Here is a 17,880-nt window from a genome sequence, read left to right as displayed (position 1 = left end):
CTTCCACCCACATCTCCAGGCGGATACCCATACATGAGGCTGGTCTGTATTTCCGACACCCACAGCATGCATCGACAGATTGACGTGCCCGAGGGAGACATCCTGATCCATTCCGGCGATTGCCTCGGCGTGGGGACACTGGAGGAGCTGGAAGACCTCGATGACTGGCTTGCGGAACAACCCCACACTCACAAGATTCTGATCGCTGGCAATCACGACTGGTGTTTCCAGGACGAACCCCAGGACGCCCGTGCCCTGGTGCGCCACGCCCACTATCTGCAGGACACAGGGCTGGAGCTGGCCGGCCTTAAATTCTGGGGCAGCCCGTGGACCCCGGTGTTCTTTAACTGGGCGTTCAATCTGGACCGTGGCCCGGCCATGGCCGAGCGCTGGTCCCGGATTCCCCGTGACACCGATGTGCTGATTACCCACGGCCCGCCCGCCGGCATCCTGGATGCCGTTCCGACCGGCACCGGTTTTCAGAGTGTCGGCTGTAACGATCTTGCCGACACGGTTGAAAGCCTGAACCTCAGGCTCCATATTTTCGGGCACATTCATGAGAGCTTTGGTCAGCACCAGATCGGCCAGTGCCTTTACGTGAATGCGAGCACCTGTACCGGCGCCTTCAAACCGCTGAATCCACCCATCGTGATCGACCTGTAAACCCCAGGCCCGATGCCACCGGAGCACACCATGCCGCAACGCCCGCCCCTTTCGCTGCTGGAACTGGCCTCCGTCCGTGAGGGTGATTCCGTAGGCACCACGCTGGCCAACAGCGTGGCCTTCGCCCAGCACGCCGAAAAGCTGGGGTTCAGCCGCTTCTGGCTGGCCGAACATCACAATATGGAGGGCATCAGCAGTTCGGCCACCTCGGTGTTGATCGGCCACATTGCGGGCAAAACCGAGCGGCTGCGGGTCGGTTCCGGCGGGGTGATGCTGCCGAATCATCCGCCACTGGTCATTGCCGAGCAGTTCGGCACCCTGGAGAGCCTCTACCCCGGGCGCATTGATCTCGGCCTCGGACGCGCACCCGGCACCGACCCGATCACCAGCCGTGCGTTGCGGCGTGACGGACTCGGGGCCGAGCAGTTCCCGGAAGACGTCGCCCGCCTGCAGACTCTGCTGGGGCCGCTGCAGCCCGGGCAGCCGGTCAAAGCGATTCCCGGTGCCGGCACCCACGTGCCGATCTGGCTCCTCGGATCCAGTCTCTACAGTGCCCAGTTGGCAGCCATGCGGGGCCTGCCCTACGCCTTCGCCGGTCACTTTGCACCGCGGCTGTATCGTGAGGCGTTGAAGGTCTACCGCGATCATTTCCAGCCCTCGGAACAGCTACAGGAACCTTACGCCATGCTGTCTGTTCCGGCCGTCGTCGCCGATACCGACGAGGAAGCCCGATGGCTGGCAACCACCAGCTACCAGCGCATTCTGGCGCTGTTCCGGGGCCAACCGCTGTGGATGAAGCCGCCGGTGGACACCATGGCCGGCCTGTGGAATGCAGGTGAGGAAGCCAGTGTGCGGGATTTTCTGTCGTTGCAGATTCTCGGTGGCCCGGCGTCAGCGAAACAGCAACTGGACCGGTTACTGAGCACGGTCGAGGTGGATGAGCTGATGTTTACCATTGACATTTACGACCCGCAGAAAAGACGTCACGCCCTGGATATCCTGAGACGGGCCTGATCGCTACAGCAGCTCTTCGATCGCGGAGGTCAGCCGGGTATCCTGCGGGCGCACCTGGCTGGGGAAAGACGCCACTACGTTACCTTCCCGATCAAGCAGGTACTTGGTGAAGTTCCAGCGTGGCGGCTGGCTCTGAGCGTTGATGGCGCTGAACACCGGATTGGCGTCGGCGCCGGTGACGGCACCCGGGGCAATCATCGTGAAAGTGACACCGAAGTTCACGAAGCACACCTTGGCGGCTTCCTCCTCGCTGTCAGCCTCCTGACGGAAATCATCGCTGGCAAAGCCGACCACCACCAGCCCTTCCTCCCGGTACCGATTGTGCAACGCCTCGAGCCCTTCGAACTGTCCGGTAAAACCGCATCGGCTGGCGGTGTTGACCACCAGCATCGGCTTACCGGCCGCCACATCGCACAGGTTCACGGTGTCACGGGAATGCAGTTTGCGCTGATCATGATCGAGAAACGCGGGGCATTCGCGTTGCTGCGGTTCTGCACCAACGGCGGCTATGCCTGGCGCCAAGAACATCAGTGCTGTCAACCAACCCGATAACCTGACCATGACCGTTCCTGCCTGCTGCTGTGATAACTCTGAAGTGTTACGGGGACACGATGAAAACAGGTCACAGTCCGCTGTCTGGACATCGCTGGCGGGCCGCAGCATGATGCCTGAACATCGTATCTCGTCTGAAACAGGGACCTTTAGCCATGACTCAGCGCACCACCCACGTTTTCCTGTCCCATGGCCTGGAGAGTGGTCCGGGGAGCACCAAGATCCAGGCCATGAAAGCTGCGGCAGAGGACGTTCCCGGGGTGATCGCCGAGGCGGTCGACCATCGCAGCAGCAAGGATCCGGCAACCCGGCTGGCACAAATGCGTCACGCCATGGCGCAGGCTGGAGCCGTTCCGCAGCGCACCATTCTCGCCGGCTCCAGCATGGGCGGCTGGGTGTGTGCGCAAACCAGCGCCGAGCAACCGGTGCTCGGCTGCTTTTTGCTCGCCCCGGCACTGGCTCTGCCCGATTACCCCCAGTCCAGCCCGCGGATTGTTGCCGACCACGCACAGATCATTCACGGCTGGGACGACGACGTGGTCCCGGTGATGCCGGTAATTGCCCTGGCACAACAACAGGGACTGCCCATTCTGATGCTGGCCGATGGCCACCGCCTGGAGCACAGCCTTGACCGGGTCGTGGCTGAATTCCGCCAATTCCTGATCAGGGCTGGCGTGTAGCGACGAACTCCGCCAACGTCTCGCCCTCGGAATTCAGCAGATGCAAGCGGCGCGCACCCATCTGAACCCCGGCGGTGCTGGCCATGGCGGCAAACAGTGCCCGCTCCGGATTGTCCCTGTTCTGACAGGCACGGCGGGTGCTCGCCATACTGCTGAAGACAAGATTGCGGTTGTTGATCACTTCGTACTCGCCGCGAAACGCGTTGCAGCCACCAAAGCCGTTCACCATACCATCGTCCCGTAAAATCAGGTGGGCTTCGCTGGCCGCGTCGGAATCGGCCACCGGTTCACCCGCCACCACATGCAACTGCCAGTATGTGTTCGTCAGCGGTACCTCCGCCTCAAAGCCCCCCTCTCCGGGCATCGGCTGAGACACGCAGCCGGTGAGCAGGACGAGTCCCACAACAGCCACCAGCCCGCGGGCGCGATTCCAGAATGTATCCATGAGTCCATCCTCCACTGTGTGCGCATTATCCAATGCGATAGCAATCAACGAGGCGACCGGTCGCACTAAAACGCTACGTACCGCACCACCAGAGCGCGCCATGATGCGGCCCGCCAAAACCATTTTGAAGTGTGACTTACCAGCCGGCTAAATTGGCCAATTTCTTGCGAAACTCGGTTTGATTTGCCAGTCTTTAATAATGTAACAAGAAATTACAGCGAAAAAATCAAACGGAGACAACACGATGAGCAGCTTGAGTAAATTCAGAAAACTGGCCGGTGTATCCGCGATCGCTTTCGCAGCCCTGACCGCGGCGAACTCGGTGAACGCCGCCAACTGGCGCTATGCCCACGAGGAATACGAGGGTGATGTCCAGGATGTCTTCGCCTACAAATTCAAAGAGTACATTGAGGAAAACTCCGACCACACCCTGCAGATTTTCCGTTTCGGGGAACTCGGTGAGTCTGACGACATCATGGAACAGACCCAGGCCGGCATTCTCAACTTCGTCAATCAGTCTCCGGGCTTCACCGGTTCGCTGATTCCGGAAGCGCAGATTTTCTTCATTCCCTATCTGATGCCGACCAACATGGAAACGGTGATCAAATTCTTCCGTGAGAGTGAAGCGATCAATGAGGACTTCCCGGAACTCTATGCCGAGAAGGGCCTTGAGCTTCTGCAGATGTATCCGGAAGGTGAGATGGTCGTCACTGTTGATGAGCCGGTCACCAGCCCCGAGGATTTCAACAACAAGAAGATCCGGGTCATGACCAACCCGCTGTTGTCCGAGACCTATTCCGCCTTCGGTGCCACCCCCACCCCCCTTCCCTGGGGCGAAGTGTACGGTGCACTGCAGACCAACATGATCCAGGGTCAGGAAAACCCGATCTTCTGGATCGAGTCCGGTGGTTTGTACGAAGTGTCTCCAAACCTGGTATTCACCAGCCACGGTTGGTTCACCACCGCCATGATGGCAAACCAGAACTTTTACGCAGGCCTGTCCGATGAAGACAAAAAGCTGGTTCAGGACGCTGCCGACTTTGCCTTCGAAGAAATCATTGTGCACATCGACGGGCTTGCCGATGAGGCTCTGGGGAAAATCCAGAAAGCCAGTGATGAGGTCACGGTGACCCGCCTGAATGATGAGCAGATCGCCTCTTTCAAGGCCCGTGCGCCGCAGGTGGAAGAAAAGTTCATCGAGATGACCGGAGAGCGCGGCAAGGAACTGCTGGCCCAATTCAAGGAAGATCTTGAAGAAGTGCAAAGCGACGACTGAACCTCGCCATCTATTCCCGCCGGTACGCCGGCGGGAATCCGTTTCACCCCGCCCCGCCGGGGACCTCCTTCCGGCCGGGAGCGACATGTTCTGGAGCAGAACCCATGTCCGAGAAATCCCCGGAGATAGAAGACGACACCGGTAGCTACGAGTCCGGCTTGCCCGGGTTTCTGGGAACCATTGATGTGTTCATCAGCAAGGTAGAGGCTGTCATGCTGGCGGCTGGCGTGATCCTGATGGCGATCAATACCTGTATCAATGTAATCGCACGTTTTGTCTTTGGCGAAGGCCTGTTCTTTTCCGGAGAAATCAACCGCATCCTCATTATCCTGATCACCTTTGCCGGCATTGGCTACGCAGCCCGGCACGGTCGACACATTCGCATGTCAGCGGTGTACGACGCCATACCGGCCAAAGGCCGCAAGGTTCTGATGATATTTATTGCCCTGTTCACGTCGGTGGTCATGTTTTTTCTCTGCTATCACGCGTTTGGTTACGTGGAAACGCTGCACAGCCGTGGCCGCATCCTCCCAGCACTCGGGTTCGAAATCTGGTGGATCTACGTCTGGGCGCCGATCGGCTTCGCCATTACCGGGATCCAGTATTTGCTGACCGCGGTCAAAAACATCACCAGTGATGACGTCTATCTCTCAACTGGCGTGGTTGATGGCTATGCAGACACCGAATCGGAAGTCTGACCCCCGCAGACCCAAATCAGAAAGGATAAAAACATGGCAACTATAATGATGCTGGTCATGGTCGGGTTGTTGCTGCTGGGCTTCCCGATGATGGTCCCACTGATCACCGGTGCAGTGGTCGGGTTTGTAATGATGTTTGATGGTTTCGGTCAGATGGGCACCTTCATTCAGCAGATGATGGGGGGTATCCGGCCGGCCTCGCTGATCGCGGTTCCCATGTTCATCCTCGCCGCTGACATCATGACCCGAGGCCAGTCCGCAGATCGCCTGATCAATATGGTCATGGCCTTTATCGGTCACTTCAAAGGCGGCCTCGCGATCAGTACCGCCACGTCCTGCACACTGTTCGGCGCGGTGTCCGGTTCTACCCAGGCTACCGTTGTCGCTGTGGGTTCGCCGCTACGGCCGAAAATGCTGAAAGCGGGTTACTCCGATCCGTTCACCCTGGCATTGATTATCAACTCCAGCGACATTGCCTTCCTGATTCCACCCAGCATCGGCATGATCATCTACGGGGTGGTGTCCGGCACCTCCATTGCCGAACTGTTTATTGCCGGCATCGGACCCGGCGTGCTGATCCTGTTGATGTTCTCTGCTTACTGCCTGATCTACGCCTATAAGAACAACGTGCCGACGGAGGACAAGGCGACCTGGACGCAACGGGCCGTGTCCGTCCGGGATGCTCTCTGGCCGCTCTTCTTCCCGGTCATTATCGTTGGCGGTATTTACGGCGGCATTTTCAGCCCCACGGAAGCGGCCGCGGTGTGTGTGCTGTATGCCTTCCTGCTGGAATTTGTGGTTTTCCGTTCCCTGAAACTGCCTGACATCTACCGCATCGCCAAATCCACCGGCCTGATCACGGCGGTGGTCTTCATTCTGGTCGCGGTCGGCAATGGCTTTTCCTGGATCATCTCCTTTGCCCAGATTCCCCAGGCGATCCTGGAATCCGTCGGGGTCAATGATGCCGGTCCCGTAGGCGTGCTGGTCGCGATCTGTATCGCCTTCTTCATCGCCTGTATGTTCGTTGATCCGATCGTAGTCATACTCATTCTGACGCCGATCTTTGCTCCCGCCATTCAGTCCACCGGGCTCGACCCGGTACTGGTGGGCGTGCTGATCACGCTGCAGGTGGCCATCGGCTCGGCGACGCCACCGTTTGGTTGCGATATTTTCACCGCCATCGCCATTTTCAAGCGCCCCTACCTGGAGGTGATCCGGGGCACACCTCCGTTCATTTTCATGTTGGTGACCGCGGCCGGGCTGATCATCGCCTTCCCGGACATTGCCTTGTTCCTGAGGGATCTTGCCTTCCGGGATTGACGGGGATAGGGCCATAGCCAATTGGAGAAAGCCATGTTCAAGAAAATGCTGGTTGCTGTGGACGGTTCGAAAACCTCGCTCAAAGCGCTGGACAAAGCCATTGCGCTGCAGAAACTGATGCCGGATGCAGAGATTTACATACTCTGCGTGTTCAAGCATCACAGCCTGTTCGAAGCGTCATTGTCCATCGAACGCCCGGTTGAGCTCGACATTCCCGACAAAGTGCTCTCGGATTACGCCAAAGGCGTGGTCAACCACGCCAAGGACCTTGCAAAGGACCATGGAGCCACCAAAGTGCGAGGCTTCGTCAAAGGCGGCCGCCCGTCCAAGGTGATCGTCAAATTCGCAGAGGACAAAGAGGCGGATCTGATCGTGGTAGGCACCCGCGGCACCCACAGCGACAAAGACGGCATGCTGCTGGGCAGCGTGTCACACCGGGTCGCTTCCCATGCCAAATGCCCGGTACTGGTGGTGTAGCGGGGCCCGATAGCCCACTCGTAACACAGACGTCACACTGACGCGGTAGAAACGGTCCGACATGTGTTTTTGGAGCTGTATCAATGTCGGATCGTTCATCTCTGCTGGTGGAAAAACTCTGGCGCCTCAAGCGCCTGATAGACAAGGGCGAATGCCCCGGTGTGTCTTTTGTTCATCTGAATAATCTGTTGCGGGAACCGGGGTACCGGAGCGATGTCCTGCGTCGTGTTGAGGGCGCCGGCTCCGAGAAACTGAAGCGACTGGCGGAGGAGATCCGTGCCGAAGACACCGGCGCACCCCTGATGGCAACTGCCACCACTTCAACTGCGCAAATCACCCCCCCCGAGTCAACGACGCGCGATCACTCCTGGTTCCGCCGCAATCTGGTCTGGATGGCGCCCGGCGCTGTCGCCGGTGTTATCGCCATCGTCGGGTTCACCGCTTTTGAGCCTCAGACGGTCCGCGTGCATGAAGACATCATTGCCAACACGGTGTGGGAGTCCGGAAAATCCTACATTCTCGAAAAACCGATTTTCGTCGAAAATGCCCAACTCACCATTGAGAGCGGCGTCACCGTGAAAGGCAACAATGGTTCGGCCTTGATTGTGAACAGCGGCAGCAAGCTGTTTTCCCGCGGTCGCCCGGACAGCCCGGTCGTCTTTACCAGCAATCAGCCTGAAGGGAAGCGTTCACGAGGCGATTGGGGCGGGGTGGTCGTTCTCGGCAAAGCACCGGTTAACCAGCCCGGCGCGTCAATCGAGGGCGTTTCGGAACAGGACGCACGTGGTCAATTTGGCGGCAAGGATCCGCGCCACAGTTGCGGGGTCATCGAGTACACCCGCATCGAATTCGCGGGCTTCGAGGTTTACCAGAACAATGAACTCAACGGCCTGACCCTGGGTGGCTGCGGCAGTGACACCATCGTCCGCAATGTTCAGGTCCACCGGGCCCTGGACGATGGCATCGAGATGTTTGGGGGCTCCGTCGACCTCAAGAACATTGTGGTCACCGGCGCTGCGGACGACAGCATAGACTGGGACTGGGGCTGGACCGGGCGGGTTCAGTTCCTCGTTGTGCAGCAGCACAGTGACGTGGGTGACAATGCCTTCGAGGGGGACAACAACGGCAACGATCATCAGGCCTTGCCGCGCTCCGAGCCGGTGTTCTACAACGTGACCCTGGCCGGAACCGGGCAAACCGCCACAACCCACCGCGGCATGGTGCTTCGCGAGGGTACCGGCGGGCACTTCCACAACATGATCGTGGACAGTTTTGGTATCGAGGCCGTCGACCTGAGGGACGAAGTTGCGACCCTGGTCAACAATGGCACCCTCACGTTCTCCCACAACATGATTGCCAACACCGGCAACCTCGGCAGAGACTCTGACGAATCCGGCAGCGGCAACGACGATTTCGGCTTCAGCGAGAATCGCTGGCTGACAGATGCCCGCAACGGTAACGCCAGACGCCTCGACAGTGCCCTGCACGTTACCGCCCGCGACCCGGTCAATCCGAACTTCTTTTCCCGCGGCCAGGTCAGACAAATGGCGGCAAAAACGCCTCCGAAATCGGAATTCTTCGATGAGTCTGCCTCCTGGGTTGGCGCCCTCAACCCACGCCTGCAAAGCAGCTGGTTAACCGGCTGGACCGCCTTCCCTTCGCACTGATGAACCACGCGCGGATATCCGGGTCAACTTCGGATATCCGCAACATCTCTCTGAAATCCAGCTGCTAGACTTTTCGGCCTACCCTCAATCCAATTCGAACAACGACAAGGCGTCGGTATGACTGCAGTGGTTGACTTCCTCAACTCCATTCTCTGGGGTTACGTTCTGGTATATGGGCTTCTGGCCGTCGGTGTGTTTTTCACCATTCGCCTGAGGTTCCTTCAGTTTGTCAATTTTGGCGAAATGGTGCGGGCCATTCGCGGCTCGCGGGAAAGTGACGTACACGGCATTTCTCCGTTCCAGGCCCTGTGCACCAGCCTCGCTTCCCGTGTTGGCACCGGTAACCTGGCCGGCGTGGCGGTGGCACTCTACCTAGGGGGTGCCGGCGCCATTTTCTGGATGTGGATGGTGGCGCTCGTAGGCATGGCAACCGGCTATGCCGAGAGCACCCTGGCTCAGTTGTACAAGGTTCGTGACGGCAAGGGGCAGTATCGGGGCGGCCCGGCGATTTACATTGCCAAGGGCCTGCGGGCACCCTGGGCGGCGGGCATCTTCGCGGTGTGCCTGATCATCTCATTCGGGCTGGTGTTCAATGCCGTGCAGGCAAACTCCATCGCGGATGCCATGGCCGGCGCCTTCGGTTTTGAGAAACTGACCGTGGGCATTGTGATCGCGGTGCTTGCCGGCGTCGTCATATTTGGTGGTCTTCGCAAGATCGTCCGCTTCGCCGAGTTCGTGGTGCCGTTCATGGCCGGCGCCTATGTTCTGGTTGCGCTGGGCATTATGGCCATCAACATCACCGAGGTGCCGGGCATTCTGATGTTGATTGTCAAAAGCGCCCTGGGGCTCGAGGAAGCGGCCGGCGGCGCGGCCGGCTCGGTCACTGCCGCTATGCTGAACGGCATCAAACGGGGGCTGTTTTCCAACGAGGCCGGCATGGGCTCAGCGCCGAACATTGCAGCGACCGCCACGCCGGCACCTCATCACCCATCATCCCAGGGTCTGGTCCAGGCTTTCGGGGTGTTCGTCGACACCATCATCATCTGTACCGCCACCGCGGTCATGATTCTGCTCTCCGGCGTGCTGGAACCGGGTTCCGGCGTCACCGGTACGCAACTGACCCAGGAGGCAATGGAAGCCCACCTTGGCGATTTCGGTGGTTACTTCATTGCCGTGGCCATTCTGTTCTTTGCTTTTACATCCATCGTGGCCAACTACACCTACGCGGAAAATGCGCTCTATTATCTGAAAGGTGGCAATACGCTCGGCGTAACGGTCCTGCGTCTGGCGGCACTGGGCATGGTGATCTGGGGCGGTTACGAGGCCGTCATTACCGTGTTCAATACCGCTGACGCCTCCATGGGGCTGATGGCAGCGATCAACCTGGTGGCCATTGTGCTGCTCTCGGGCACGGTGGTGAAGCTGACCCGGGATTACCTCGCCCAGCGCAAGCAAGGCGCGGTGCCGCACTTCCGTTCGAAGGATTATCCGGAGCTGCACGAGAAAATCGACAGCGATATCTGGCACTGAGGTCATCCATCTGCCCGCCGTCACTCCAGACGGGCGGGCAGGTCTGTCGGACACGCCTCAATCCGGTCGCGACCACCTTCCTTGGCTTTGTAGAGCGCGCTATCGGCGAGCCCCAGCAGAGCGTCCGGATTGTGCGCGCATTCGGGCCAGGCAGCCACACCAACCGAGAGAGTAACGCAACCCAGGCTCCTGCTACCGTGCTGTACCGGCGTCGTCCGCAACACCCGGCAAAGGCGCTCGGCTTTGTCCCGCGCACTCGCCAAACTGGCGCCTGGCATGATCACCACAAATTCTTCACCGCCAAAGCGGCAGACCACGTCGCTGTCACGGAACTGCTGCAACAGCACGCAGGCAACGGTTTTCAGAGCGCTGTCGCCGGCCTCGTGGCCATGGGTATCATTGAAGCGTTTGAAATGGTCGATATCCACGATCAACAACGCCAGGGGCACTTTGCTGCGCTCGGCCACCGCACCTTCATGCTCCAGTAACTGATTGAAGTAACGCCGATTCTTGAGCCCGGTCAGCGCATCTTCGTAGGAGTACTTCTGGAGTTCCTCATGCAGACTGATGCTGGACAGGGTAATGCTGATGCGTTGCATGCCCTGATCCAGCGCGTGAAACAGGCGGGCCGCTCCGTAATCAGCGCCCTCGGAAGAGAAATCATCAGGAATCTCCACCATCAGTAACCCGAGCGTCAGCATACCCTCACTGGCGGACTGGACATCCAGGTACAGGCACACCGAGCCATTCAGTCCGGCGCGTTTGTCGTCTTCGTAATCCTCCGGGAATGTCCGGTATCTTGAGGGCAGCGTTGTTGCCTCCGGGACGCCCTCGGTGGTGTCGAGGATCAGGGCAAAATCCGGAATTTCCCGGGCATAACCCCAGTAGTTCAAACGCTCGTACGCCCTGCCGTCATCCACCCGCTGGTAAAGTGCGCCGCGCAGGGGGCTGCACAGATCCGGCATGACCCGGGACAGGTAATTGAACGCCTGATTCAGGCTGAGGCAGTCCTGCAAGCCGGCAATGATGTCGTTCAGCACCCGGTTCTTCTCGTTCTCGAAGGTCAGCAACCGGACCCGGGCCTGTTCGCGATGCACCAGAGATTCCGCTTTGCGGGTTCGCTCGGTGACCTGCTTTTCGAGAGAAACATTCAGGGTGTGAAGGGCGTGCTGATTGCGGGCATAGTGCACCAGCGAAATGATCACCACCGACAGCGAGAACGCCAGGGCGCCCCAGCTTACCGGCACCCGACCCCAGGGCAAAAAGCCGTGGGCAACGGCCATGTCCAGGATCAGCAACACACAGAAAATACCGTAGGTCAGCAAAATGATCTGCCGCTCTATCGCCAGATCCCGAAACCGCTTAATCACCACCACACTGATGGTAACCAGAGACACCAGGAACAACAGATCGAACGGCGGAAAAGTGGAGGACAGATTGATGGCGCCCACCGCGGACAGCCCCAGAGCCCCGGCCAGGTAGATAAAATGGACCTTCCACACCAGATTGATCAGCCACGGGCGTTGGTCGGCGAACCACTGTTCCAGCAGCAGCGCCATGGCCACCGGCAACAGGTAGTAAGACCCTGCCGCGAGGTAATCCCAGGCCAGCGGGGCATTCCAAACCAGCAGGCTGGCCTGGCTTTCCGCCACCAGCATGAGGCCCGATGAAAAGGCAAACAGGGCGATGCTGGCGAAGCTCTTTTTCTCAGCCTGGAGGATGGCGAAGAACAGTGCCAGCAGCCCGATCAGGGCGGAAAATCCGGCGATAATCAGCGCTTCCATGGAATTGCCAAGGATATAGAGCACCAGATCCGGCCGATCCATGACCGACACTTCCCCCCACAGGCCGATATCGGTGTAATTGGAAAACACGCGGAAATACAGCTCCTTGCCCTCGAAACCTTCCGGCAACGGGACCTCATGCCAGGGCCAGCCCTCAAACCGGCCCCGCCCTACCTCGTCAAATGTGCCGTGCTGGTATATCCGCTCTCCGTCCAGATATACCTGGACAATCAGGTCCACACTGAAGATGTACAGCACCGGCTCCTGCCAGTCACCGGGAGGAAGGGTCACCCGAAACCAGACGTTTTCACGCCCGGCCCGCCCGGGCGGATTGGAGGGGAAGCCGATTTGGTGCCATTGCCCCGGTGTTTCGTCTCGCACCCATTCCGGGACACCGGCGGGAGCAAAGGGAGAGTCGCCCCAGCGATATTCCCAGCCCTCGGTTACAGGCTGTGATGCAGCAAGCACCTGGCCAGACAGACAGAATGCCAGCAGGAGAGGGACGATCAGGCGTGGCAGGCTTGACGGTGGCATCAGCAAGGAGACCCTGAATAGGTTGGCGGTCTGCCCTGATTATAGACCACTCCCCGTTGATACGGCCCAAACGGACAATCCGCAAGGTGCACGGCGCGACAGACAAAAAAACGGAGGCCTCGGGCCTCCGCTCTTTGCAAACTAATACACGTTCGTGGCTTTTAGCGGCCGGATTTCAGCATCTCCCAATATTTTGCGTACACCTGCAAAGCATCGTCTCCGATATCCACCTGAAACTCGGCGTTTTCCATGTCCTCGGGTGTCGGATAGCTGGCGCGATTGCCCGCCACTGCATCGTCCAGCAGCTCACGGCCTTCCAGATTCGGCGTCGCGTAGCCGATGTCCTCGCTGATCAGCGCTGAAATCTCGGGCTGCAATACAAAGCTGATGAACTGGTGGGCGGCGTCCGGATTGCGGGCATTCTTCGGAATCACAAAGCTGTCGAGCCAGGCGATGACCCCTTCCTCCGGGTACACGTATTCCAACGCGCCCATGGTGTCCTTGCCCATCACCGCCTCACCGTTCCAGATCATGCCCACATCGGTTTCGCCCTCCAGGTAGGGCATCCGTGGCGCATCGGAGTTGAACGTGCGCACGGACGGCATCAACTCCGACAGCTTCTTGTAAGCTTCCTCAATCTCCTTCGGGTTGGTGCTGTTGCCGGAATAACCCAGCACCCGCAGGCCCACATGGAACACTTCCCGCATGTCATTGGTGAGCATGACCCGACCCTCGAAGCGGTCATCCCACAGGTCCTGCCAGGCGTTTACCGGCTCACCCTCAATATCGGCGGTATCAACCGCGAGGCCAGTGGTGCCCCAGAGATAGGGAACGGAGAACTGGTTATTCGGATCGATGTCCAGGTTCACCAGCTCGGGGTCAAGCCGGTTGAAGCCCTCGATCTTGCTGCGGTCGATGGGCATCAGCAGGTCTTCCTGGCGCATCTTGCTGACGTAGTAGGTTGAGGGCACCGCCAGGTCGTAGGCGGCACTGTCGTCCAGCAACTTGAGGCGGGCATACATTGCCTCGTTGCTGTCATAGGTGGTGTAGACAACCTCTATACCGGTCTCCTCGGTAAAGCGGTCCAGAACCTCCTGGGGCATGTACTCGGACCAGTTATAGAGGCTCAGAACCTGCGGCTCTTCAGAACTGCAGCCGGTCAGTCCCACAGCCAGCAAGCCGGCCAGCGCCAGTTTTTTCATCGTTTGCTCCTTATCAGAATCCATTGAGACAACATCAGCATGACCAGTGAAAACACCAGCAGCAAGGTGCCGAGGGCGTTCACCTCGGGTTTCAGGCCCACACGCACCATGGAATAGATGCGCAGCGGCAGAATCTCATAGCTGGGGCCACTCACGAAGGTGCTGACCACCACATCGTCGAGAGACAGTGTAAACCCCAGCAGCCAGCCTGCCAGTAACGCCGGCATGATCACCGGTATCAGCACGGTGCGGGTCATGGTGAAATCGGACGCGCCAAGATCCCGCGCTGCCTCCGGCAGGCTGTCGTCAAACCCGCTCAGGCGGGCCATCACGGTGATCACCACAAACGGCAGGCAGAAGGTCACGTGCGCCAGCAACAGGGACACGTAGCCCAGTTGCAGGCCGACCAGCAAAAACAGCGCCAGCAGGGAAATCGCCAGCACAATCTCCGGCGACATCATCACCACAAACAGCATGCCGTTCAGCAGCTTCTTGCCCCGAAACCGGTAACGGTGCAACGCCAGGGCGGTCAGCGCACCGATCACCGTGGAAACCGTGGCCGCCGACAGCGCCAGCCAGATCGAATTCCACATAGCCGCTACCATGGCGCGGTTATTGAAAAGCGCCTCGTACCAGCGCAGGCTCAGCCCTTCCCAGGCATATCCGGTACGGGATTCATTGAACGAGAACACCACCAGCACCACGATCGGCACGTAGAGCAGGATATAAACCAGCGTAAGGTAGGTGCGCGGCAACCATCGGTGTGTCACGGGCCTTCCTCCCCCAGACGCCGCTTACTTAGGCGATGGGCGAACATCAGAAACGCCATGGCCACCGTCAGCACGATGCTGGCGGCCGCACCGAACGGCCAGTTGCGGGCATCAAGAAACTGGTTCTTGATGACATTACCCACCAGCAGATGGCGCGAGCCGCCAAGGATGTCCGGCACAAAGAACAGACCCATGGCCGGCAGCAGCACCAGCATCACGCCCGCCAGCACGCCCGGCAGCGTAAGCGGCACGATCACGTGAATGAAAGTGGACAGGCGCCCTGCCCCCAGGTCGTGGGACGCCAGCAACACTTCCTGCTTCAGGTCATCAAACACCGAGTACAGGGGCAGAATCATGAACGGCAACAACAGGTACACCAGTCCGACAATCACCGCACCTTCGGTATACAGCAGCTGCAACGGCTCATCGATGAGCCCCAGGGACATCAACCCGTTGTTCAGCAGTCCGTTGGTGGCGAGGATCAGTTTGAGGGCGTAAGTGCGCACCAGCGAATTGGTCCAGAAAGGCACAATGAGCAGGAAAATCAGCAACAGCTGCCGTTGCTTGCCCACCCTGGACAATGCCCAGGCAAAAGGATAGCCAATCAGCAGGCACACCAGCGTGGTCATCGCCGCCATGAAGAGCGAATGGAGAAACACCTCCAGGTAGAGAGGATCAAAAAGCTGGCGGTAGGCGTCCAGATTCAGAGGCAGCGACAGAAACGACACCGGATCCCGTGTCATCATACTGGCGCCGACCACCAGCAGATTCGGGGCCAGCACCAGAAACAACAGCCAGCCCCAGACCAGGACCAGCACCGCGGTTTTGAACGGCTGCTGCCGCACGCTAAGCATCGGCCGTTCGTTCCCCGTCCGGCACCGCCTGACCGGCTTCTTCCGGCAGCAGCCATTCCCAGCCATCGACCCAGCTCACCTTGACCGGCTCGCCCAGGCGGTAATCGAATGCCGGGTCATCCTCGTCGAAAAATTCACTGGCCAGCACCTCGGTGCCATCGTCCAGGTGAATGACCGAATCCAGGGTGCTGCCCTTGTAATTCCGCTCCACCACTTTGCCAGACAAACCATGATCGGCGTTCGGTTCCAGCACACGGATGTCTTCAGGGCGCAGCAGCACGTGTACGCTCTGACCGTCAGCCACCGAAAAATCCGGTCTGCGCAGGGTTCTGTGCACACCGAACACGTCCACGGTGATTGCGCTTTCGGTTATCTGCTTCAGGCGCCCGGGGAACAAATTGGTTTCCCCCACAAAACGGGCGGTAAAGAGGTTGGCCGGGCGTTCATAGATTTCACGCGGCGTACCGAGTTGCTGAACCACACCGTCCTTCAGCACCACCACCCGGTCCGACATGGACAGCGCCTCTTCCTGATCGTGGGTCACGAAAACGAACGTGATGCCCAGTTCCCGCTGCAAACGCTTGAGCTCCACTTGCATAGTGCGACGCAGTTTGTAATCCAGTGCAGACAGCGGCTCATCCAGCAGCAACAGCCGGGGCCGTTTGACCACCGCGCGGGCAATCGCCACACGCTGTTGCTGACCGCCCGATAACTGGTGGGGCTTGCGGCGGGCGTAGTCACCCAATTGCACCATGGCCAGGGCGTCTTCGACCCGCTCGCGGATTTCGTGTTTCGGCCGCTTTTCCATTTTCAGGCCGTAGGCGACGTTGTCGAAGACGGTCATGTGCGGGAACAGGGCGTAATGCTGGAAGACGGTGTTGAGCGGGCGATGTTCCGGAGGCGCATGGCTGATGTCGTTATCGCCAAGCAGGATACGACCGGCGTCAGCCTGCTCGAAACCCGCCATCAGGCGCAGCAATGTGGTTTTGCCACAACCGGACGGTCCCAGCAGCGTAATGAACTCGCCATCGTAGATGTCCAGATCCAGGCCATCGAGTACGGTTTTGTCTGCAAAAACCTTGCTGATGCCCTGCAATGACAGCAGTGTCTGTTTCATCGGCCCTGCCTCAATAATGAGCGGCCTATTTTTCCAGAAACCACTGCAAACAAAAAGGGCACAGCAGGCTTTTGTAAGCAGCCACTGCACCCTTTTCAGCAATCCCTGATCAGTCGGTAGCGATGCTGTTCAGATAGGCCTTGTCAGAGATGTTGGTCCATTTGCGCACCTTCCGCAGGTAGTCACGCTGGGAGGTGATGATTTCTTTCGCCAGCGGGTCGTTCTCCGCTTCCTGCGCCAGCAGCTTGTCGGTGGCCTCCCGCAACGCCTCGATCACCTCCGGTGGGAAAGTCTTGTGGGTCACATCGGGGTAGTCTTCCTTCATGCGGTCCCAGGCCTCCGCGCTCATGTGGGTGCTCTGGCTGTACATGTCGTAGGCCGCGGTACGCATGGCCACCCGCAGAATCTCCTGAAGGTCTTCGGGCAGGCTATCCCAGGTTTTCTGGTTGATCAGGAACTGAACCTCCGCCCCGGGTTCCTGCCAGCCGGAGTAGTAATAATCCGCGATCTGATGAAAGCCCATGGGCAGATCCAGTGCCGGCCCCACCCACTCCAGTGCATCAATGGTGCCGCGCTCGAGGGCGGTGTAGAGCTCGCCGGGTGGAATGTTGGTGACCGCCACACCGATTTCCGACATCACCTCGCCGGCAAACCCGGGGGTGCGCATTTTCAGCCCCTTGAGGTCCTCGAGGGAGTTGATCTCCTTGCGGAACCAACCGCCCATCTGATTGCCGGTATTGCCGCCGGGAAAAGACAACAGACCGTGGGGCTGGTAAACCTTTTCCATCAGCTCCATGCCACCGCCGTAGTAGAACCAGGCATACTGTTCAGGCGCCAGCATTCCGAACGGCACGGTGGTGAAGTACATGGCGTTGGGGATCGTGCCCTTATAGTAGTAGGAGGCAGTATGCCCCATGTCGTACTGACCCTGGCGCACCATGTCGAAGATCCCGAAGGGTGCCTTGTGTTTGTTGGAGGAATCAATACGGAACTTCAGGCGCCCGGCGGACATCTTCTCAGCCATGGCGGCCATGCTGCGGGGTGTATCCCCCAGGATCGGTGAATTGGGCCCCCAGGTCTCGGCCAGCCGCAGGGTGTAGGTCTTGTCTGCCATCAGTGAGGTGCTGACCATCGACAGCAGCAGCGCGATAGCCGCAAAATAGGATTTGCGGTGAGTAAGGGTTGGCATGGTGTTACCTGTTATCGGATAGGTTCCTGGAATCCCGACCATAGTAGCCCGCCAAATACCGCTTAGCCAATGGGGCGGGCTCCGGCGCCGGTGCCCGCCCCATTGGCG

The 17,880-nt window shown here is 59.2% G+C and carries 17 protein-coding genes; 9 read left to right on the top strand and 8 right to left on the bottom strand.

Annotated features, from left to right (window positions below; genetic code table 11):
- Positions 1-33: 33 nt before the first annotated feature.
- Both MLC70_RS09210 and MLC70_RS09205 read left to right on the top strand, forming a co-directional pair.
- On the top strand, positions 34-663 hold the full coding sequence (locus MLC70_RS09210) for a metallophosphatase domain-containing protein (protein ID WP_248183284.1): 630 nt from the start codon (positions 34-36) through the stop codon (positions 661-663).
- 30 nt (positions 664-693) lie between these two features.
- On the top strand, positions 694-1,677 hold the full coding sequence (locus MLC70_RS09205; protein ID WP_248183282.1) for an LLM class flavin-dependent oxidoreductase: 984 nt from the start codon (positions 694-696) through the stop codon (positions 1,675-1,677).
- Between the two features lie 3 nt (positions 1,678-1,680).
- Here MLC70_RS09205 and MLC70_RS09200 read toward each other — a convergent pair whose 3' ends face one another.
- On the bottom strand, positions 1,681-2,205 hold the full coding sequence (locus MLC70_RS09200) for a glutathione peroxidase (protein ID WP_248183389.1): 525 nt from the start codon (positions 2,203-2,205) through the stop codon (positions 1,681-1,683).
- A 179-nt stretch (positions 2,206-2,384) separates the two neighbouring features.
- On the opposite strand from MLC70_RS09200, the gene MLC70_RS09195 reads away from it, so the two are divergent.
- Positions 2,385-2,909, top strand: coding sequence for a YqiA/YcfP family alpha/beta fold hydrolase (locus MLC70_RS09195; protein WP_248183281.1), 525 nt, complete (start codon positions 2,385-2,387; stop codon positions 2,907-2,909).
- Here MLC70_RS09195 and MLC70_RS09190 read toward each other — a convergent pair.
- Entirely contained in the window at positions 2,893-3,354 is a 462-nt protein-coding gene (locus tag MLC70_RS09190) for an META domain-containing protein (protein ID WP_248183280.1), read from the bottom strand. The genes MLC70_RS09195 and MLC70_RS09190 overlap by 17 nt on opposite strands.
- A 244-nt stretch (positions 3,355-3,598) precedes the next feature.
- Between MLC70_RS09190 and MLC70_RS09185 the strand changes: the two genes are divergently transcribed.
- From MLC70_RS09185 to MLC70_RS09160, 6 genes are all read left to right on the top strand, one after another.
- On the top strand, positions 3,599-4,630 hold the full coding sequence (locus MLC70_RS09185) for a TRAP transporter substrate-binding protein (RefSeq protein ID WP_248183276.1): 1,032 nt from the start codon (positions 3,599-3,601) through the stop codon (positions 4,628-4,630).
- 104 nt (positions 4,631-4,734) lie between these two features.
- Complete coding sequence (locus MLC70_RS09180) at positions 4,735-5,328, top strand: TRAP transporter small permease (RefSeq protein ID WP_248183274.1); 594 nt, start codon at positions 4,735-4,737, stop codon at positions 5,326-5,328.
- A gap of 33 nt (positions 5,329-5,361) precedes the next feature.
- On the top strand, positions 5,362-6,648 hold the full coding sequence (locus MLC70_RS09175) for a TRAP transporter large permease (RefSeq protein ID WP_248183271.1): 1,287 nt from the start codon (positions 5,362-5,364) through the stop codon (positions 6,646-6,648).
- Between the two features lie 33 nt (positions 6,649-6,681).
- Positions 6,682-7,125, top strand: a complete 444-nt coding sequence (locus MLC70_RS09170) for a universal stress protein (RefSeq protein WP_248183270.1) — start codon at positions 6,682-6,684, stop codon at positions 7,123-7,125.
- Positions 7,126-7,208: 83 nt separating this feature from the next.
- Complete coding sequence (locus MLC70_RS09165; protein WP_248183269.1) at positions 7,209-8,792, top strand: hypothetical protein; 1,584 nt, start codon at positions 7,209-7,211, stop codon at positions 8,790-8,792.
- Positions 8,793-8,909: 117 nt separating this feature from the next.
- Positions 8,910-10,322 carry an alanine/glycine:cation symporter family protein gene (locus MLC70_RS09160; protein ID WP_248183268.1) on the top strand — a complete coding sequence of 471 codons (1,413 nt, stop codon included), beginning with the start codon at positions 8,910-8,912 and terminating at the stop codon, positions 10,320-10,322.
- A 20-nt stretch (positions 10,323-10,342) separates the two neighbouring features.
- Here MLC70_RS09160 and MLC70_RS09155 read toward each other — a convergent pair whose 3' ends face one another.
- The 6 genes from MLC70_RS09155 to MLC70_RS09130 form a co-directional block, all read right to left on the bottom strand.
- Positions 10,343-12,640, bottom strand: a complete 2,298-nt coding sequence (locus MLC70_RS09155) for a sensor domain-containing diguanylate cyclase (RefSeq protein WP_248183267.1) — start codon at positions 12,638-12,640, stop codon at positions 10,343-10,345.
- Positions 12,641-12,801: 161 nt separating this feature from the next.
- Positions 12,802-13,842: an extracellular solute-binding protein gene (locus MLC70_RS09150; protein WP_248183265.1), complete on the bottom strand. Its 1,041-nt coding sequence runs from the start codon at positions 13,840-13,842 to the stop codon at positions 12,802-12,804.
- Positions 13,839-14,612, bottom strand: a complete 774-nt coding sequence (gene potC / locus MLC70_RS09145; RefSeq protein WP_248183262.1) for a spermidine/putrescine ABC transporter permease PotC — start codon at positions 14,610-14,612, stop codon at positions 13,839-13,841. Before potC ends, MLC70_RS09150 begins: the two co-directional genes overlap by 4 nt.
- Entirely contained in the window at positions 14,609-15,466 is an 858-nt protein-coding gene (gene potB / locus MLC70_RS09140) for a spermidine/putrescine ABC transporter permease PotB (protein WP_248183260.1), read from the bottom strand. Before potB ends, potC begins: the two co-directional genes overlap by 4 nt.
- Positions 15,459-16,583 (bottom strand): spermidine/putrescine ABC transporter ATP-binding protein PotA, encoded by a 1,125-nt coding sequence (gene potA, locus MLC70_RS09135; protein WP_248183258.1) that lies wholly within the window; start codon positions 16,581-16,583, stop codon positions 15,459-15,461. The genes potB and potA overlap by 8 nt, the downstream gene beginning before the upstream one ends.
- Before the next feature lie 109 nt (positions 16,584-16,692).
- A complete protein-coding gene (locus MLC70_RS09130; protein WP_248183256.1) occupies positions 16,693-17,772 on the bottom strand; it encodes a TRAP transporter substrate-binding protein in 1,080 nt (359 codons plus the stop codon).
- Between the last annotated feature and the right edge of the window lie 108 nt (positions 17,773-17,880).

Source organism: Marinobacter goseongensis (assembly GCF_023156235.1).
GTDB classification, from domain to species: domain Bacteria; phylum Pseudomonadota; class Gammaproteobacteria; order Pseudomonadales; family Oleiphilaceae; genus Marinobacter; species Marinobacter goseongensis.
This window is presented reverse-complemented; position numbering and strand designations above follow the sequence as displayed.